The following is a 17460-nucleotide window of genomic DNA, read 5'->3' on the forward strand; positions in this document are numbered from 1 at the left end:
GTGCCAGGCTCCGCGTTCGAGCCCCGACATCCAAGGCATGCCCATGCTGCGTCGCGCCCCGCGCCCCCTTCCCCTCCTGCTCGCCTCCGCCCTGCTGCTCACCGCCTGCGCCCCCTCCCCGGAAGGGGGGAGCGGCGGCACGGAGGCCGCCGACGCCGACGGCGCCCGCGCGGTCGACAACTGCGGACACCGGGTGGGCGTCGACGCCCCGCCCGAGCGCGTCGTCTCCCTCAACCAGGGCAGCACCGAGATCCTGCTCTCCCTGGGGCTGGCGGACCGCCTCGTCGGCACCGCCACCTGGACCGATCCGATCATGGAGGGGTTGGAGGAGGCCAACGGGGGCATCCCCCGCCTGGCCGACAACGCCCCCTCCTTCGAGGTGGTCCTGGACGCCGAACCGGACTTCGTGACGGCCTCCTTCGTCTCCACGCTCGGCACGGGCGGTGTCGCCACCCGCGAGCAGTTCGAGGAACTGGGCGTGCCCACCTACGTCTCCCCGACCGACTGCGCCACCGGCAAGGACAACGACAGCGGGGGAGACGGCTCGCGCAGCGAACCGCTCACCCTCGACGCCGTGTACGGCGAGATCCGCGACCTGGCCCTGCTGTTCGGGGTCGAGGAGCGCGGGGAGGAGCTGATCGCCGAGCTGGAGGGGCGGGTGGCGGCGGCCACCGCGGACCTGGACGCCTCCGGCGTCTCCCTCATGTACTGGTTCGCCAACTCCCAGTCGCCCTACCTCGCGGGCTGCTGCGGCGCCCCCGGCGCCATCACCCGCGCGGTCGGCGCGCGCAACGCCTTCGACGACACCCACGACGAGTGGCCCCAGATCAACTGGGAGACCGTCGCCGACCGCGACCCCGACGTCATCGTCCTCGGCGACCTGACCCGCGACTCCCAGACCGCGGAGTCCGCCGACGCCAAGATCGCGTTCCTGGAGTCCCACCCCGCCACGAGCAACCTCACCGCCGTGCGCGAGGAGCGCTACGTCCTGCTCAGCGGCCAGGCCATGAACCCCTCGATCCGCACGGTCGAGGGGATCGAGCAGGTCGCCGAGGGTCTGCGCGGCCTCGGGCTCGGCCGGTGAGCGGTGCGCGTCTGGCGCTGCTCTCCTGCGGTGGACTGGTGCTCCTGGCGGTGTCGGTCTCGGTCGCGGTGACCATCGGCCCCGCCGACATCACCACGGCCGAGGTCTGGAGGTCGGTCGCCGCGCGGCTGGGGTGGGGTGAGAGCGGCCTGTCGCCGCTGCGCGAGGGCATCGTGTGGGACCTGCGCATGCCCCGCACCCTGCTCGCCGCGGTGTGCGGGGCGGGGCTGGCGCTGTGCGGGGCGGTCATGCAGTCCCTGCTGCGCAACCCGCTGGCGGACCCCTTCGTGCTCGGGGTGTCCTCGGGGGCCTCCACCGGGGCGGTCGCGGTGCTGGTGCTGGGCTGGGGCGGCGCGGTGGTGTCGCTGTCGGCGGGCGCCTTCGTCGGCGCGCTGGTCTCCTTCGGGCTGGTGGTGCTGCTCTCGCACACCCTGGGCGCGAGCATGGACCGCGTGGTGCTGTCCGGGGTGGCGGCCATGCAGCTGTTCTCGGCGCTGACCTCGTTCATCGTGCTGACCTCGGCCGACGCCGAGACCACGCGCGGGGTGCTGTTCTGGCTGCTGGGCTCCCTCAGCGGCGCCGGGTGGGACGACGTGGTGCTGTGCGCGGCGGTGCTGGCCGGTGTGCTCGCCGTGTGCCTGGCGCACACCACCACCCTGGACGCGTTCGCCTTCGGTGAGGAGGCCGCGGCGAACCTGGGCGTGCGGGTGGCTCGCGCCCGCATGGTGCTGCTGTGCGCCACCGCGCTGCTCACCGCCGCCTTGGTCAGTTCGGCCGGGGCGATCGGCTTCGTGGGGCTGGTCCTGCCGCACGCGGCCCGCGCGCTCACCGGCGCGGCCCACGCCAGGCTCCTGCCGGTCACCGCGCTGGCGGGCGCCGTCTTCCTGGTGTGGGTGGACACGGTCGCCCGCACCGCGCTGGACCCCCAGGAGATCCCGGTGGGGGTGGTGACCTCCCTCATCGGGGTGCCCGCCTTCGTCGCCGTGCTCTACCGCGCCAGGAGGCACACATGACCCCATCCGACCAGGCGGTGGCGCGCGGCCGCGACGGCGCGTCCTCCGCGGCGGCGCCGGGGAGGGACGCCGCGCCGCTGGTGCTCGGCGGGAGCGGCCCGCCCGTGCGCCAGGCGCCCCCGACCGACGGCCGACGGCCCGAAGGAGGGGACCGGACGCGGCGCGGCGCGCCCGCCGGGGCCGGCCTGCACGCCGAACGGGTGAGCCGCCTGATCGGCGGAGGGCTCGTCCTGGACGGCGTCACCCTGGCTCCGCGCCCCGGCGAGACCGTCGGCCTGCTCGGCCCCAACGGTTCGGGCAAGTCCACGCTGCTGCGGCTGCTCTCCGGTGTCCTGGCGCCCTCCGCGGGCGTGGTCGCCCTCGACGGGACGCCGCTCGACCGGACCGCGCGCCGGGCGGTGGCGCGGCGCGTGGCCGCCGTCGAACAGAACGCGCACACCCAGACCGAGCTGACCGTCCGCGACGTGGTGGCCCTGGGGCGCGTCCCCCACCGCCGCGCCTGGACGCCCATGTCCGCGGCCGACGCGGACGCCGTCGCGGCGGCTCTGGAGCGCACCGGCCTGACCGGTACCGCCGACCGGTCCTGGCACACGCTCTCCGGCGGTGAGCGCCAGCGCGCCCAGATCGCCCGAGCCCTGGCCCAGGAGCCGAGCGAGCTGCTGCTGGACGAGCCGACCAACCACCTCGACATCCAGTACCAGCTCGACCTCATGGAACTGGTCGCGGGCCTGCCGGTCACCACCGTCATCGCCCTGCACGACCTCAACCTGGCCGCGATGTACTGCGACCGGCTGCTGGTGCTGTGCGGCGGGCGCGTCGTCGCCGAGGGCACGCCCCCGCGGGTCCTGACCCCCGCCCTCATCGAGGAGGTCTACGGGGTCCGGGCCGAGGTCGAACCCGGACCCGGGCACCCGGTGATCCGCTTCCTGCGCCGCGGCTCCGAGCCGCCGCGCCACAGTGACGCCCCCGCCGCCGAGGCGCGGACGACCCCCGGACCCGAACGGTCCGACCGACGATGGGGAGCCAACCCCGAAGGAGGAATCCGGCCATGACGGTACGGATCGCACTACTGTCCACCTCCGACACCGATCTGCTCTCCGCGCGGGCCAGCGACCGCGCGTACGCGTGGGCCAACCCCTCCCGCGCCTCCGACGCCGAACTCACCGGCGTCGTCGAGGGCGCCGACCTGGTGGTGGTGCGGCTGCTCGGCTCCCCGCACGACCTGTGGCCGGGCCTGGCCGCCGTCCGGGAACGGGGCACGCCGCTGGTCGTCCTGGGCGGTGAGCAGCAGCCCAGCGCCGAACTCATGGAGCACTCCACCGTCCCGATCGGCCTGGCGGCCGACGCCCACCGCTACCTGGCCGAGGGCGGCCCGGCCAACCTCGCGCGCCTGCACGCCTTCCTGTCCGACACCGTGCTGCTGACCGGCGAGGGGTTCGAGGCTCCCGCGCCCGTCCCGCTGTGGGGACTGGCCGAGCGCGACCGGCCGCGCGGCTCCGCGCCCGCCTCGTCCGCCACCGCCTCCGACGAGGGTCTGCCGAAGGTGGGCGTCCTCTACTACCGGGCGCACGAGGCGGGCGGCAACACCGCCTTCGCGCACGCCCTGGCCGACGCCGTCGACGCCACCGGGCAGGCCGTGGGCGTGCCCGTGTTCGCCGGGTCGCTGCGCTCGGCGCCCGACGAGCTGTACGAGGCGCTCGGCGGCTTCGACGCCCTGGTGGTCACCGTCCTGGCGGCCGGCGGCAGCGTGCCCGCGTCCGCGAGCGCGGGCGGGGACGACGAGGCGTGGGACGTGGAGCGGATGGCGGCCCTGGACGTTCCCGTCCTCCAGGGGCTGTGCCTGACGAGCCCGCGCGCCGACTGGGAGGCCTCCGACGACGGCGTCACCCCGCTGGACTCGGCGAGCCAGATCGCCATCCCCGAGTTCGACGGCCGCATCATCACCGTCCCCTTCTCCTTCAAGGAGATCGACCGCGACGGCCTGCCCCGCTACGTCGCCGACCCCGAGCGCTGCGCCCGCCTGGCCGGGATCGCGGTCGCCCACGCCCGGCTGCGGCACGTGCCCGCCGCCGACAAGCGCGTGGCGGTGGTCCTGTCCGCCTACCCCACCAAGCACTCCCGCATCGGCAACGCCGTCGGGCTCGACACGCCCCGCTCGCTGGTGCGCCTGCTGCGCCGGATGCGCGCCGAGGGCTACGACCTGGGAGAGCCCGGCGCCCTGCCCGGCCTGGACCTGCCCGACGAGACCGAGGCCGGGGACGCGCTGATCCACGCCCTGATCGCGGCGGGCGGCCAGGACGAGGACTGGCTGACCTCCGTGCAGCTGACCGACGCCCAGGTGCGCATCACCCCGGAGGAGTACGCCGCCTGGACCGAGGGACTGCCCGCCCCGCTGCGGGAGGCGATGGCCGAGGCGTGGGGCGCCGCGCCCGGCGGCCTCTACGTCAACGACGCCGGCGAGCTGGTCCTGGCCGCGATGCGCGCGGGCAACGTCGTCGTCCTGGTCCAGCCCCCGCGCGGCTTCGGCGAGAATCCGATCGCCATCTACCACGACCCCGACCTGCCCCCCAGCCACCACTACCTGGCCGCCTACCGGTGGCTGGAGCACGGCTTCGGCGCCCACGCCGTCGTCCACCTGGGCAAGCACGGCTCGCTGGAGTGGCTGCCGGGCAAGAACGCCGCGCTCTCGGCCGCCTGCGCCACCGACGCGGTGCTCGGCGACCTGCCGCTCGTCTACCCGTTCCTGGTCAACGACCCGGGCGAGGGCGCCCAGGCCAAGCGCCGCGCCCACGCCACGGTCGTGGACCACCTCATCCCGCCGATGGCCCGCGCCGAGTCCTACGGGGACATCGCCCGCCTGGAGCAGCTGCTCGACGAGCACGCCAACATCGCGGCCATGGACCCGGCCAAGCTGCCCGCCGTCCGCGGCGAGATCTGGTCCCTGATGCGCGCGGCCGAGATGCACCGCGACCTCGGCCTGGAGGAGCGGCCCGACGACGAGGAGTTCGACGACTTCCTGCTCCACGTGGACGGCTGGCTGTGCGAGATCAAGGACGCGCAGATCCGCGACGGCCTGCACGTGCTCGGCGAGGCGCCCGAGGGGGAGGCCCGGGTGAACCTGGTCCTGGCCGTCCTGCGCGCCGCGCAGGTGTGGGGAGGGGTGGGCGCCGCGGTGCCCGGTCTGCGTTCGGCGCTGGGCCTGAAGGAGGACGCGCCCGCCGTCGAGGTCGACCGGGTGGAGGCCCTGGCCCGCGACCTCGTGGAGCGGATGGAGGCCGCGGGCTGGGACCCGGCCGCCGCGTCCGGCCTGCACGACGACCCCGGGGTGCGCGCCGTCCTGGAGTTCGCCGCCGCGCAGGTGGCGCCGCGCCTGGCCCGCACCACCGACGAACTCGACCACGTCGTCCACGCCCTGGCGGGCGGCTTCGTCCCGGCGGGCCCCTCCGGCTCCCCGCTGCGCGGCCTGGTCAACGTGCTGCCGACCGGCCGCAACTTCTACACCGTCGACCCCCGCGCCGTCCCCTCCCGGCTGGCCTGGCAGACCGGGCAGGCGATGGCCGAGTCCCTGCTGCGCCGCCACCTGGAGGAGACCGGGACCTACCCCGAGTCGGTGGGTCTGTCGGTGTGGGGCACGTCGGCGATGCGCACCTCCGGCGACGACGTGGCCGAGGTGCTGGCGCTGCTGGGCGTGCGCCCGGAGTGGGACGAGGCCTCGCGCCGGGTCTCGCGGCTGGACGTGGTGCCGCTGGAGGAGCTGGGCCGCCCGCGCGTGGACGTCACGGTGCGCATCTCCGGCTTCTTCCGCGACGCCTTCCCGCACGTGGTCGCCATGCTGGACGACGCGGTGAACCTGGTGGCGGACCTGGACGAGCCCGAGGAGGGCAACTTCGTGCGCGCCCACACCCGCGCCGACCTGGCCGAGCACGGCGACCGGCGCCGCGCCACCACCCGGATCTTCGGCTCCGCGCCCGGCTCCTACGGCGCGGGCATCCTCCAGGTGGTGGAGTCGGGCACCTGGCGCGACGACCGCGACCTGGCGGAGGTCTACACGGCCTGGGGCGGCTTCGCCTACGGGCGGGGCCTGGACGGCGTCGCGGCGGCCGACGACATGCGCGCCAACTACCGCCGGATCAAGGTCGCGGCCAAGAACGTGGACAGCGCCGAGCACGACATCGCCGACTCCGACGACTACTTCCAGTACCACGGCGGCATGATCGCCACCGTCCGCGCCCTCACCGGCGCCGACCCCAAGGCCTACGTCGGCGACTCCACCTCGCCCGACGCGGTGCGCACCCGCACCCTGGCCGAGGAGACCGCCCGCGTGTTCCGGGCCCGGGTGGTCAACCCGCGCTGGATCTCGGCCATGCGCCGCCACGGCTACAAGGGAGCCTTCGAGCTGGCCGCCACCGTCGACTACCTCTTCGGCTTCGACGCCACGGCCGGTGTGGTGCACGACTGGATGTACGACAGGCTCGCCGCCGAGTACGTGCTCGACGCCGACACCCAGGAGTTCCTGCGCCGCTCCAACCCGTGGGCGCTGCACGGTATCGTCGAGCGGCTGCACGAGGCCGCCCGGCGCGGCCTGTGGGCCGAGCCGGACCCGGCGACGCTGGAGGCCCTCCAGGAGGTCTACCTGGAGGTCGAGGGAGACCTGGAGGACCGGTCCGAGTGAGGGTGCGCATCCTGGGCATCGGCATGGGGCCGCGGCACGTCACCCCGGAGGTCGCCGACGCGCTGCGCGGCTGCGACTACGCGGTGGCCGCCCGAAAACGCGGGGACGACGGGCTGCTGGCCCTGCGCCGGGCCGTGTGCGAGGCGCACGGCGTGCCGCTGGTCGCGGTGCCCGACCCCGAACGCGACCGCGACGACCCGGCGGACTACGCGGCCGCGGTGGCCGCCTGGCACGAGGCGCGGGTCGCCGCCTACGAGCGGGTGCTGGGCGAACGCGGCGGCACCGCGGCGTTCCTGGTCTGGGGCGACCCGGGTCTGTACGACTCCACGCTGCGGATCGTGGAACGGATCGCCGATCGGGGGGCCGTCGAGGTGGAGTACGACGTGCTCCCCGGCGTCAGCGCCCCCCAGCTCCTCGCGGCGCGGCACCGGATCGTGCTGCACGAGGTGGGCCGTCCGGTGCACGTGACCCCCGCGCGCCGCCTGGGCGAGGCGGTGGCGGCGGGGCAGGACAACATCGTCGTCATGCTCGGGGGCGAGGCCGTGCTCGGGGGCGAGCTGGCGTTCGGCGAGCTGAGGGACTGGACGGTCTGGTGGGGCGCCAACCTGGGCACCGACACCGAGGAGCTGGTCGCCGGGCGGGTCGGCGCGGCGCAGCTCGACATCGCCGCGCGCCGCAGGCGGGCCAGGGCGCGGGCGGGCTGGGTGATGGACGTCGCGCTGCTGAGGAGGCCGAAGTGAACGGAACCGGGCCGGGGGCTCCGGCCGGTGGTGGTGGCCCGTCCCCGCGCGGAGCGGTCCCGCCGGACGACGGCGGGCGGCGAGGAGGGGAGGACCGCGTGCGGAGCGTGTCCGTTGAGGGTGGTGACGGGCCGCAGGCCCCGGTGGGCCGCGGCCGTGGAGGAGGACTGCTGGTCGCCGGGACCACCTCCGACGCGGGCAAGAGCGTGGTCACCACCGCCCTGTGCCGGGCCTTCGCGCGCCGAGGCGCGCGGGTCGCCCCCTACAAGGCGCAGAACATGTCCAACAACTCGATGGTCTGCCACGGCCCCGACGGCCGCCCGGCGGAGATCGGCCGCGCCCAGTGGGTGCAGGCCCTGGCGGCCCGCGCCGTGCCCGAGCCCGCCATGAACCCCGTGCTCCTCAAACCGGGCACCGACCGGCGCAGCCACGCCGTCCTGCTCGGCCACCCCGCCGGGGACGTCTCCTCGGCCGACTGGGAGGCGGGCCGCCGCCACCTGGCCGAGGCCGCGCACGCCGCCTACGACGACCTCGCCTCCCGCCACGACGTCGTCGTCGCCGAGGGCGCGGGCAGCCCCGCCGAGATCAACCTGCGGGCGGGCGACTACGTCAACATGGGCCTGGCCCGGCACGCGGGCCTGCCCGTGGTGGTGGTCGGCGACATCGACCGGGGCGGCGTCTTCGCCGCGATGTACGGCACGGTGGGCCTGCTGGAGCCCGCCGACCAGGAGCTGGTCGCGGGCTTCGTGGTCAACAAGTTCCGCGGGGACCCCGGGCTGCTGCGGCCCGGCCTGGAGGACCTTGAGCGGCTCACCGGCCGCCGGGTCTACGGCACCCTGCCGTGGGACCCGGGGCTGTGGCTGGACTCCGAGGACGCCCTGGACCTGGAGGGCCGCCGGACGCGCGGGGGGGCGGGGCTGAGGGTGGCCGTGGTGCGCCTGCCCCGGATCAGCAACTTCACCGACGTGGACGCCCTCGGGCTGGAACCGGGCCTGGACGTCGTCTTCGCCTCCGGCCCGCGCGACGTGGCCGACGCCGACCTGGTCGTCCTGCCCGGCACCCGCTCCACCCTGGCCGACCTGGCCTGGCTGCGCTCGCGCGGGCTCGACCGGGCGATCGTCGAGCACGCCCGGCGCGGTCGGCCGCTGCTGGGGATCTGCGGCGGGTTCCAGATGCTCGGCCGCACCGTCACCGACGCCGACGGGGTCGAGGCCGAACCCGGGGCGCGCGCGGACGGCCTCGGGCTGCTCGACGCCCGGACCGACTTCACCGCGGACAAGACCCTGCGCCTGCCCTCGGGGGAGGCGCTCGGGGCGCCCGCGCACGGCTACGAGATCCACCACGGCCGGGTCACGGTCGGCGGCGGCGCGGAGGGGTTCCCGGGCGGCGCCCGCGCGGGCAACGTCTTCGGCACCATGTGGCACGGCAGCCTGGAGGGCGACGCCTTCCGCGCCGCCTTCCTGGCCGAGGCGCTGGGCTGCGCGCCCTCCGGGGTGCGCTTCGCCGCCGCCCGGGAGCGGCGCCTGGACCTGCTCGCCGACCTGGCGGAGGAGCACCTGGACGTGGACGCCCTGCTGGCCCTGGCCCGCGAGGGCGCCCCGGCGGGTCTGCCCGTGCTGGCCCCGGGAGCCCCGCCCGCCGCACGCCCGCGGCGCGGGCCCGGGGCGGAGGTGTCCCGGTGAGGCTGCTGCTCTTGGGGGGAACGTCCGAGGCCCGTGAGCTGGCCGCCCTCCTGGTCGAGGCGGGCGTGGACGTGACCACGTCGCTGGCCGGGCGGGTGGCCCGGCCCCGCCTGCCGGTGGGCCGGGTCCGGATCGGCGGCTTCGGGGGAGTGCCGGGTCTGCGCGCGGCGCTGGCCTCCTACGACGCGGTCGTGGACGCCACCCACCCCTTCGCCCTGGGCATGACCGCCAACGCGGCGGCCGCCTGCACGGACCTTCCCCTGCTGCGGCTGGAGCGGCCGGGCTGGGACCCCGACCCGGCCTGGCGGTACGCCGCCACCCACGAGGAGGCGGCGGAGCGGGTCGCGGAGCTCGGGGAGCGGCCCTTCCTCACGGTGGGCCGCCAGGAGCTCGCCCGCTTCGTGCCGAGGCTGGAGCGGCGGGCGGTCCTGGCCCGGGTGGTGGACGTCCCCGAACTCGCGCTGCCCGGCACGTGGTCCCTGCTGACCAGCCGGGGGCCGTACACCCTCGACGGCGAACTGGACCTGATGGGCGGGCACCGCGCGGACGTGCTGGTCACCAAGGACTCCGGCGGCGCCTACACCCGGCCCAAGATGGAGGCGGCCGGGCTGCTGGGCGTTCCGGTCGTGGTGGTGCGGCGCCCGCCGGGTCCGACCGGCGTGCCCACCGTCCACGACGTGACCGCCGCGTTCGCCTGGGTGACCGCCCTGGGGTGAGGGGAGACCGTGGGACGGTCGCGGCCGTCGCCACCGGTGCGCGCGGGCCGCGTCAGCGGGCGAACCGGCTCTTCAGCTCGTCGGTGTCCAGGATGATCCCGGTGCCGGGGATCTCGACCCTGTCGCCGTAGACGTGCCTTGACCGGTCCTGGTACTCACCGTGTTCGGGACGGGAGTGCACCACCACGGCGTTCACGTCACGGTCGACCAACAGGTAGGCGGGGATTTCGGTGGCGGCGTAGGCAGCGGGCTTCTCGACCCGGTCGCGGGCGTGCGTGTCGGCGTCCCAGGAGGTCACCTCGATGACGGCGAGAACCCCGTCGGGCTCGGCCCATTCGCCTTGGCCGTCGAAGTAGCCGACCGGTGTCAGGATGCCGTCGGGGCGGGCGCGTCCGTTGCGGTAGGTGTCGACCTTCAGGCCTTGGCCCTGTGTGAGGTCCAGGTCGGGCCGGTGTGCCATGAACTGGCGGAACAGCCACGTCAGGATGCTGTTGTGGTCCCCGTCGGTCACGCCTTCGGCCCAGATCTTTCCGTTGACGTATTCGAGTTTGACGTCCTCGCGCTCGGCAGCCAGGGCGATGGGCTCGAACTGTTGGACGGTGACGGATGGGTGGGTGGGCGGTGGGTGGTGGTCCGCAACGGTCATGGTGGGCTCCTCCAGCGCACATTCTAGGCCAACGCTTCGTGCAGGACACGTGTGCTCCCCGAGGGGCTCGACGCGTGGACTCCGGGCGATGACCGGGGTCGGTACCGCCATGAGAACCCGGACACCGTCGAGCCCGGGAAAGGTGACGCTCGGGACGCGCGGACGCGCACGGCTCCCGTGTCCGGCTGGTCAGGACGTGCGTTCCGGTTCCGCTGAGGGGGTCCCGGCCCGGGGGCCGCGCAGTGCGGGCATCAGGACGCCGTCCACCAGCGACACGAGGAAGTCCCGGTCGAAGGGCCTGCGCTGGACGAGCGCGCGGTAGGCGGCCATCGACGCGACCACCTGCGAGAGGGTGTCGACGTCGGCCGCGGCCGAGGCCTCCCCGCGCTCGACGGCGCGCCGCATGAGGAGGCGGTGGGCCTCGGCCCAGGGCTGGACGATCGCGGCGCTGACGGCGTCGGCGGACGCCTCGTCCTGGACGAGCATCGAGGCCAGTCCCGCCATGATCCGGAGCCTGCGCTCGCCCTCCCGTGCCGACTGGGGCCGGAACAGGCCGAGCAGGTCCTCCCGGAGGTCGCCGGTGTCGGGCAGGCTCCCGGTGTCGACCTGGTCGCGTTTCATGCGCGCCACCGCGTCGACCACCAGTTCCGTCTTGGAGGGCCAGCGGCGGTAGAGCGTGGCCTTCCCGGCTCCGGCCCGGGCCGCGACGGCGTCCATCGTCAGCCGGGCGAACCCGGCTTCGGCCAGGACCTCCAGCGTCGCGTCGAGGATGGCGCCGTCACGGGAGCTGTCCCGCCTGCGGCCGGGGCGCGCGGGACCGCCGCCGGGTGCGGCGGGGGCGCGGGTGTCGCTGTCTCGTGTCATGGCGGTCTCCTCCTCGTCTCACCGCTGGTCAGAACGATACACACCAGTTCCGGAACAGAGTAGTTCAGGAACGGAAGAGTTCCGGAACTGGCACGTATCGAAATGTCCGGACGGTGTGGCACGATGAGCCGATGCACCACGTGAGTGACGACGAACGGCGCGCCCGCATCGGCGTTCGGCACGCCTTGGCGGCGGGTTTCCACGCGGACTCCCCGGAGGCGGCCACGCGGGCGGTGACCGCGCTGCACGCCACCGAACCGGCCACCGTCTACCTGTCGTGCCGGGCGCGCGTGCCCTCGCTGACCGTGGCCGACCTCGACAGGGCGCTCTACGAGGAGCGGAGGCTGGTGAAGCAGCTGGCGATGCGGCGCACGCTCTTCGTGTTCCCGCGCGAACTGCTGCCCGCCGTGTGGCCGAGCGCCTCCGCGCGCGTCGCCGCCGCGGAGCGCGCCCGCATGCGCAAGGACCTGGTCAGGGAGGGGATCGCCGACGACGGCGACGCCTGGCTCGACCGGGCCGGGGCCGAGGTCCTGGCCCTGCTCGCCGACGAACCCGAGGGACTGGTGGCCGCCGACGTGCGCCGGGCGGTGCCGAGGATCGACGTGAGGGTGACGGGGTCGGCGGGTGAGGTGTGGTCGGCGCCGCGGGTGCTCACCCTCCTCGGCGCAGCCGCCGACATCGTGCGCGGCGCCAACACCGGCCGCTTCGCGGTCTCGCAGCCGCGCTGGACCCTGACCGGGCACTGGCTCGACGGCGTTCCCGCCCCGTGGAGCGCCGCCGAGGGCTACCGGGAGCTCGTCCGCCTCTGGCTGCACAGTTTCGGACCGGGGACCGAGGACGACATCGTCTGGTGGCTGGGGTCCACCAAGACGGCGGTGCGCACGGCGCTGGCCGAACTCGGCGCCGTCATGGTCTCCCTCGACGGCGGCGCCACCGGCTGGCTCCTGCCCGACGACCTCGGCCGGACGGCCGACCCGGGCCCGTGGGTCGCCCTGCTGCCGGTGCTCGACCCGACCGTCATGGGCTGGCGCGGCCGGGACTTCTACCTGGGCCCCCACCGCCAGCAGCTCTTCGACAACCGCGGCAACGCGGGCACGACCGCCTGGGCGGACGGCCGCGTGGTCGGGACGTGGGTGCAGGACGGCTCCGGCGCGGTCCGGGTGCACCTGCTCGAACCGGTGTCGACGGCCACGCGCCGGGCCCTGGGGGAGGAGGCGGCGCGCCTGACCGAGTGGCTCGACGGCGTCCGCATCGGCACCGGCTACGTGTCGCCCGCGATGAGGGCCGCCCGGGCCGCGTGGGAGTGAGGGCGGACGACCCCGCGAGAGCCGCGGCGAGGGTGCCCGTGGTCAGCTCGTTGGGATACGCGGCCTTCCCGGGAGGCCAGCCACCGCTGGGGCTGCTCGGAGGGCTCTACGGTATCCAGCAGGCGATACTCGTGGTCTACGCGGCGCTCGTGTCGGCCTTCCTCGCGGCCGGGTCCACCCGGCGGGCCACCGGCGCCGGGAAGGCGGGCGACCCCGGCGGGCCCCGCTGAGAGGGCCGCCGCAGGGGTCGCCCGGCCGGGTGCCGCTGTCCGCGGCGCCCGGTCAGACGGCGGCGCGCACGGCGTCCGCGAAGCGGGCGGCGAGCCGGGGGTGTCCGGCCCAGTGGACGTGCAGGTAGGAGGCGTGCAGCGTCGGTGAGGCGAAACCCTCCGGCGCTCCCTCGATCTCCCACGCCGGGAGGTCGCCGCGGGCACCGGGGGTCAGGGCGGTGCGGTGGAACTCGTGCCCGGTGACCCGCTCTCCGGCCCGGGTCAGCAGGGTGTCCCCCGGTGAGACCGCCTCGGGGTAGCGCAGGGTGAGCCGCCCCGTCATCCGGGCGCGCGCGGGGACGGCCCCGGCCATGGGCTCGCCGTCCAGGGACTCGGCCAGGTAGAGCAGACCCGCGCACTCGGCGACGGTCGGCACCCCGTCCCGCGCCGCCTCGCGCAGCTGGGTCAGCAGGCCGCGGTTGGCGGCGAGCTCACCGGCGTAGACCTCGGGGAAGCCGCCGCCGAGGTAGACGCCCCGGGTGCCCGGGGGCAGCGCGGTGTCGCCCAGCGGATCGAACGCGACGACCTCGCACCCGGCGGCGGTGAGCAGTTCCTCGGTCTCGGCGTAGCGGAAGGTGAAGGCCCGGCCGCCCGCCACCGCGACCACCGGCCGCCGGGACGCGGGGGGTTCGTGGGGTCCGTGGTCGGTGTGGGCTGTGTGGCGCTCACCGGGTCCTCCGGGGGCACGAACCGTGTGGGTCTCGTGGTCCGTGTGGGCTGCGTGGGGAGCCTGGGACTCCTCCCGCGTCCGCGCCGGGTCTTCGGGCGGGGTGCCGGGACCCGAGTTTTCCCATGCCCGTGTCCGACCTTCGAGCGGAGTACCGGGAACCGATGTCTCCCGCGCCTGTGCCGGGTCCTCGGGCAGGGACCCCGGAGCGGGTGTTCCCAGTGCCAGTGCCGGATCCCAGGACCGGGCGTCCAGCGCGGGCGCGGAACGGGCCACCGCGAGCAGCGCGTCCAGGTCCACCTGGCGCGCGACGTGCTCCCCGAGCCGTTCGACCACGCGCGCCGACTCCGCCCGCTCCGACGCCGGAACCAGTCCCAGGTGCCGGGACGGGCTGGCGAGCCGCTCGTCGCGGTGGACCACGCCGAGGACGGGCAGGTGCGTGGCCCGGGTGATCTCGGCGACGTTGCGCACCGAACCCGCCTGGTTGAGGATCACCCCGACCACCTCGACCGCCGGGTCGTAGGCGGCCATCCCCGCCACCAGCGCGCCCACCGAACGCGACATCCGCGACACGTCCACCACCAGCACCACCGGTGTCCGCGTCAGGGCCGCGACGTGCGCGGACGAGGCGAACCCGTCCGTGCCCAGCCGCCCGTCGTGCAGGCCCATCACACCCTCGATGACGGCGACGTCCGCGCCGCGCGCCCCGTGCAGCAGCAGCGGCGCCACCCGCTCCACGCCGACCAGGTGCGGGTCGAGGTTGCGGCCCGGACGCCCGGTGGCCAGGGCGTGGTAGCCGGGATCGATGTAGTCGGGGCCCACCTTGTGGCCGCTCACCGCGTACCCGGCGTCGCGCAGCGCCGCCATCAGCCCGGTCGCGACCGTGGTCTTGCCCTGCCCGGTCATGGGCGCGGCGATCATCAGCCGGGGCAGCGCCGTCGGCCGTGCACGCGGTGTCGGCCGGAGCAGCCCTGTCGGCCGGGCCGACGGCGTCGGTCCGGCCCCCGCTTCTCCGGTTCCCGCGTACTCCCCGGCGGCCTCCGCGGGCCCTGCCGTCCGGCTTCGCGAACCCTCCGAGGCGCCTCGGGAGGTCACCACTCGATGCCCCGCTGCCCCTTGCGCCCGGCGTCCATGGGGTGCTTGACCTTGGTCATCTCGGTGACCAGGTCGGCGGCCTCCAGCAGCCGCGGGTCGGCGCGGCGGCCGGTGATCACCACGTGCTGGCGGCCGGGGCGGTCCCGCAGGGCGGCCAGGACGTCCTCGACGTCGACCCAGCCCCAGTTGAGCGGGTAGGTGAACTCGTCCAGGATGAGCAGGTCGTGCGTCTGGTCGGCGAGCCTTCGCCTGATCTCCGCCCAGCCCTCGGCGGCGTCCGCCGCGTGGTCCTCGGCGTCGCCCTTGCGACGGCTCCACGACCAGCCCGAACCCATCTTGTGCCACTCGACCGGACCGCCCTCGCCGGTCTGCTCGTGCAGCTCACCCAGGCGTTCCAGCACGGTCTGCTCGCCGATGCGCCACTTCGCCGACTTGACGAACTGGAACACCCCGATCCGCCAGCCCTGGTTCCAGCCGCGCAGCGCGAGGCCGAACGCGGCGGTCGACTTGCCCTTGCCGTCACCGGTGTGCACGGCGAACACGGGCTGGTTGCGGCGCTGGCGCGTGGTGAGCCCGTCGTCGGGGACGACGAGCGGCTGTCCCTTGGGCATCAGGCGGCCCTCTCTCGTACGGCGGTGCCCAGCGCGTCGGCGCTGACCTCGCTGACGGGCATGTGGTCGGCGCCCAGGCGGGCGGCCAGGGAGGCGGCCAGGCCCAGGCGCAGCGGCCCGGACTCCCCGTCCACCACGACGGTGGTCACGCCCAGTCCGGCGACGTGGTCGGCGGCGGCCATCGCGCGGCCCACCGCCCCCTTGCCGCCGGTGGCCCGGCCGTCGGTGACCACGACCAGGAGCGGACGCAGCCTCGGGTCCCGCAGCCGCTCGCGGCGCAGGACGCGGGCCGCCTCCTCCAGGCCCTCGGCCAGCGGGGTGCGCCCCCCGGCGGGCAGGTCGTCGAGGCGGGCCGCGGCCACGTCCACCGAACGGGTCGGCGGCAGCGTGAGTTCGGCCTCGCGCCCCCGGAAGGTGACCAGGCCGACCTTGTCGCGGCGCCGGTAGGCGTCCAGGAGCAGGGACAGGATCGCGGTCTTGACCTCGGTCATACGCCTGCGCGCCGCCATGGAGCCGGAGGCGTCCACGCAGAACAGCACCAGGTTGGTCTCCTGACCCTCGCGGACCGCGACGCGCAGGTCGCGGGGGCGCAGCCGCAGTCGGCCGCCGCCCTGGGGCCGCAGCGCGGCGGCCCGCACGGTCTCCACCAGGTGGACCGCGCTGCCCGCACCCCGGCCGGGCTCGGCGGCGCCGATCCGCCGGCCCCGCGTGCCGACGGCCCGGCTGCGCCTGCCGTCGGCGCCCTCGCCGGAGCCCCGCACGGTGAGCAGCCGGGTCCGGTAGGGGGCGGCGGCCCTGGCGGTGGTCGGGGAGGCGCCGGAGGGGCGGGGTTCGGGGGAGTCGCCCTCGGCGTCCTCGGGCGCGTGCTCGGCTGAGGCGGGGGAGCGCTCCGGGTCGGGCTGTTCGCCGCCGGAGGTCTCGGCTTCCCCGGTGTCCCCGGCGTTGTCCGGGGGACTGGCGTTGTCGGAGGGATCCTGTGGGTCCTGTGTGTCTGACGGGGTTTCGGAATCGTCGCCGTCGTCGGTCCCCTGCGGGCCCGGCGGCTCCGGGGGGTCGGGCGGCGGTTCCTCGTCGCCCAGGATCCGGTCCAGGAGCTCCTCGTCGAGTCCCGGCGCGTCGAAGGGGTTGCGTCGGCGCCGGTGCGGCAGGGCGAGCGTGGCTGCGCGGCGGATGTCGGCCCGGGTGACCGAGGTCCGGCCCGACCAGGCCGCGTGCGCCATCGCCGTGCGCGCGGTCACGATGTCGGCGCGCAGGCCGTCCACGTCGTAGGCGGCGCACACCTCGGCGATCTTCAGCAGCGCGGCCTCGGACAGGCGCACCCGGCCCAGTGCCTCCCGGGCCGCCGCGATGCGTTCGGCCAGCGCCTTCTCGGCCCCGTGGTAGCGCCCGGCGAAGGCGGCGGGGTCGGCGTCGTGGGACATGCGCCTGCGCACCACCTCGGCGCGGATCGCGGGCTCGGACGGCGCGGCGACCTCGACGGTGAGTCCGAACCGGTCCAGGAGCTGCGGGCGCAGCTCGCCCTCCTCGGGGTTCATGGTGCCGATGAGCAGGAACCGGGCCGCGTGCTCCACGGAGAACCCGTCGCGCTCCACGGTGACCCGGCCGGTCGCGGCGGCGTCCAGCAGCAGGTCGACCAGGTGGTCGTGCAGGAGGTTGACCTCGTCGACGTAGAGGATGCCGCGGTGGGCCCGGGCCAGCAGGCCGGGTTCGTAGGCGACCCTGCCGTGGGTGAGGGCCTGTTCCAGGTGCAGGGAGCCCAGGACGCGGTCCTCGGTGGCGCCGACGGGCAGTTCGACCAGGCGCACCGGGCGGCTCTCCACGGCCGTGCCGGACCCGAAGGGCCCGTCGGGGGAGTGCTGCGCCGGGTCGGCGGGGTCCACGGAGAACCGGTCGCCCTGGTAGACGTCGACGGGCGGCAGGAGGGAGGCCAGGGCCCGGACCGCGGTGGACTTGGCGGTGCCCTTCTCGCCGCGCACCAGGACGCCGCCGATCTCCGGCGAGACGCTGGTGAGGACGAGGGACAGGCCCAGGTCGTCGAGTTCCTCGGCGTCGCAGCCGACGATCGCGGAAAAGGGGTAGTGCGGTGACCGCAAT

14 protein-coding genes are annotated in these 17460 nt (G+C 75.4%); 9 read left to right on the forward strand and 5 right to left on the reverse strand.

Annotated features, from left to right (window positions below):
- Window positions 1-43: 43 nt before the first annotated feature.
- The 7 genes from NDAS_RS07990 to NDAS_RS08020 all read left to right on the forward strand — a co-directional run bounded on the left by NDAS_RS07990 (window position 44) and on the right by NDAS_RS08020 (window position 9907).
- On the forward strand, window positions 44-1084 hold the full coding sequence (locus NDAS_RS07990; RefSeq protein ID WP_013152644.1) for an ABC transporter substrate-binding protein: 1041 nt from the start codon (window positions 44-46) through the stop codon (window positions 1082-1084).
- Window positions 1081-2097: a FecCD family ABC transporter permease gene (locus NDAS_RS07995; protein ID WP_013152645.1), complete on the forward strand. Its 1017-nt coding sequence runs from the start codon at window positions 1081-1083 to the stop codon at window positions 2095-2097. The genes NDAS_RS07990 and NDAS_RS07995 overlap by 4 nt, the downstream gene beginning before the upstream one ends.
- Entirely contained in the window at window positions 2094-3149 is a 1056-nt protein-coding gene (locus NDAS_RS08000; RefSeq protein WP_049800295.1) for an ABC transporter ATP-binding protein, read from the forward strand. The genes NDAS_RS07995 and NDAS_RS08000 overlap by 4 nt, the downstream gene beginning before the upstream one ends.
- Window positions 3146-6769 carry a cobaltochelatase subunit CobN gene (gene cobN / locus NDAS_RS08005; protein WP_013152647.1) on the forward strand — a complete coding sequence of 1208 codons (3624 nt, stop codon included), beginning with the start codon at window positions 3146-3148 and terminating at the stop codon, window positions 6767-6769. Before NDAS_RS08000 ends, cobN begins: the two co-directional genes overlap by 4 nt.
- Entirely contained in the window at window positions 6766-7509 is a 744-nt protein-coding gene (cobF, locus tag NDAS_RS08010) for a precorrin-6A synthase (deacetylating) (protein ID WP_013152648.1), read from the forward strand. Before cobN ends, cobF begins: the two co-directional genes overlap by 4 nt.
- 98 nt (window positions 7510-7607) lie before the next feature.
- Complete coding sequence (locus NDAS_RS08015) at window positions 7608-9191, forward strand: cobyric acid synthase (protein ID WP_013152649.1); 1584 nt, start codon at window positions 7608-7610, stop codon at window positions 9189-9191.
- Window positions 9188-9907 carry a cobalt-precorrin-6A reductase gene (locus tag NDAS_RS08020; protein ID WP_013152650.1) on the forward strand — a complete coding sequence of 240 codons (720 nt, stop codon included), beginning with the start codon at window positions 9188-9190 and terminating at the stop codon, window positions 9905-9907. The genes NDAS_RS08015 and NDAS_RS08020 overlap by 4 nt, the downstream gene beginning before the upstream one ends.
- A 52-nt stretch (window positions 9908-9959) precedes the next feature.
- Here the strand turns inward: NDAS_RS08020 and NDAS_RS08025 are convergent, their stop codons facing one another.
- Together NDAS_RS08025 and NDAS_RS08030 are read right to left on the reverse strand one after the other, a co-directional pair.
- Window positions 9960-10553, reverse strand: coding sequence for a Uma2 family endonuclease (locus NDAS_RS08025; protein WP_013152651.1), 594 nt, complete (start codon window positions 10551-10553; stop codon window positions 9960-9962).
- A 189-nt stretch (window positions 10554-10742) separates the two neighbouring features.
- Window positions 10743-11417 (reverse strand): TetR/AcrR family transcriptional regulator, encoded by a 675-nt coding sequence (locus NDAS_RS08030; protein ID WP_013152652.1) that lies wholly within the window; start codon window positions 11415-11417, stop codon window positions 10743-10745.
- A 131-nt stretch (window positions 11418-11548) separates the two neighbouring features.
- Here NDAS_RS08030 and NDAS_RS08035 point away from each other — a divergent pair, with 131 nt between their 5' ends.
- Window positions 11549-12724, forward strand: coding sequence for a winged helix DNA-binding domain-containing protein (locus NDAS_RS08035; protein WP_013152653.1), 1176 nt, complete (start codon window positions 11549-11551; stop codon window positions 12722-12724).
- A 38-nt stretch (window positions 12725-12762) separates the two neighbouring features.
- Window positions 12763-12954: a hypothetical protein gene (locus NDAS_RS08040; RefSeq protein WP_013152654.1), complete on the forward strand. Its 192-nt coding sequence runs from the start codon at window positions 12763-12765 to the stop codon at window positions 12952-12954.
- A gap of 52 nt (window positions 12955-13006) precedes the next feature.
- Here NDAS_RS08040 and NDAS_RS08045 read toward each other — a convergent pair whose 3' ends face one another.
- From NDAS_RS08045 to NDAS_RS08055, 3 genes are all read right to left on the reverse strand, one after another.
- On the reverse strand, window positions 13007-14581 hold the full coding sequence (locus NDAS_RS08045) for a cobyrinate a,c-diamide synthase (protein ID WP_013152655.1): 1575 nt from the start codon (window positions 14579-14581) through the stop codon (window positions 13007-13009).
- 170 nt (window positions 14582-14751) lie between these two features.
- Entirely contained in the window at window positions 14752-15366 is a 615-nt protein-coding gene (cobO, locus tag NDAS_RS08050) for a cob(I)yrinic acid a,c-diamide adenosyltransferase (RefSeq protein ID WP_013152656.1), read from the reverse strand.
- A complete protein-coding gene (locus NDAS_RS08055) occupies window positions 15366-17459 on the reverse strand; it encodes a VWA domain-containing protein (RefSeq protein WP_041552561.1) in 2094 nt (697 codons plus the stop codon). The genes cobO and NDAS_RS08055 overlap by 1 nt, the downstream gene beginning before the upstream one ends.
- Window position 17460 lies beyond the last annotated feature (1 nt).

The organism is Nocardiopsis dassonvillei subsp. dassonvillei DSM 43111 (genome assembly GCF_000092985.1).
GTDB classification, from domain to species: domain Bacteria; phylum Actinomycetota; class Actinomycetes; order Streptosporangiales; family Streptosporangiaceae; genus Nocardiopsis; species Nocardiopsis dassonvillei.

What these genes read in the sequence shown, in the direction of transcription:
- NDAS_RS07990 (WP_013152644.1), top strand. Translation starts at nt 44, where the DNA reads ATGCTGCGTCGCGCCCCGCGCCCCCTTCCCCTCCTGCTCGCCTCCGCC.
- NDAS_RS08000 (WP_049800295.1), top strand. Translation starts at nt 2,094, where the DNA reads ATGACCCCATCCGACCAGGCGGTGGCGCGCGGCCGCGACGGCGCGTCC.
- cobN (WP_013152647.1), top strand. Translation starts at nt 3,146, where the DNA reads ATGACGGTACGGATCGCACTACTGTCCACCTCCGACACCGATCTGCTC.
- NDAS_RS08025 (WP_013152651.1), bottom strand. Translation starts at nt 10,553, where the DNA reads ATGACCGTTGCGGACCACCACCCACCGCCCACCCACCCATCCGTCACC.
- NDAS_RS08030 (WP_013152652.1), bottom strand. Translation starts at nt 11,417, where the DNA reads ATGACACGAGACAGCGACACCCGCGCCCCCGCCGCACCCGGCGGCGGT.
- NDAS_RS08035 (WP_013152653.1), top strand. Translation starts at nt 11,549, where the DNA reads ATGCACCACGTGAGTGACGACGAACGGCGCGCCCGCATCGGCGTTCGG.
- NDAS_RS08045 (WP_013152655.1), bottom strand. Translation starts at nt 14,581, where the DNA reads ATGATCGCCGCGCCCATGACCGGGCAGGGCAAGACCACGGTCGCGACC.
- cobO (WP_013152656.1), bottom strand. Translation starts at nt 15,366, where the DNA reads ATGCCCAAGGGACAGCCGCTCGTCGTCCCCGACGACGGGCTCACCACG.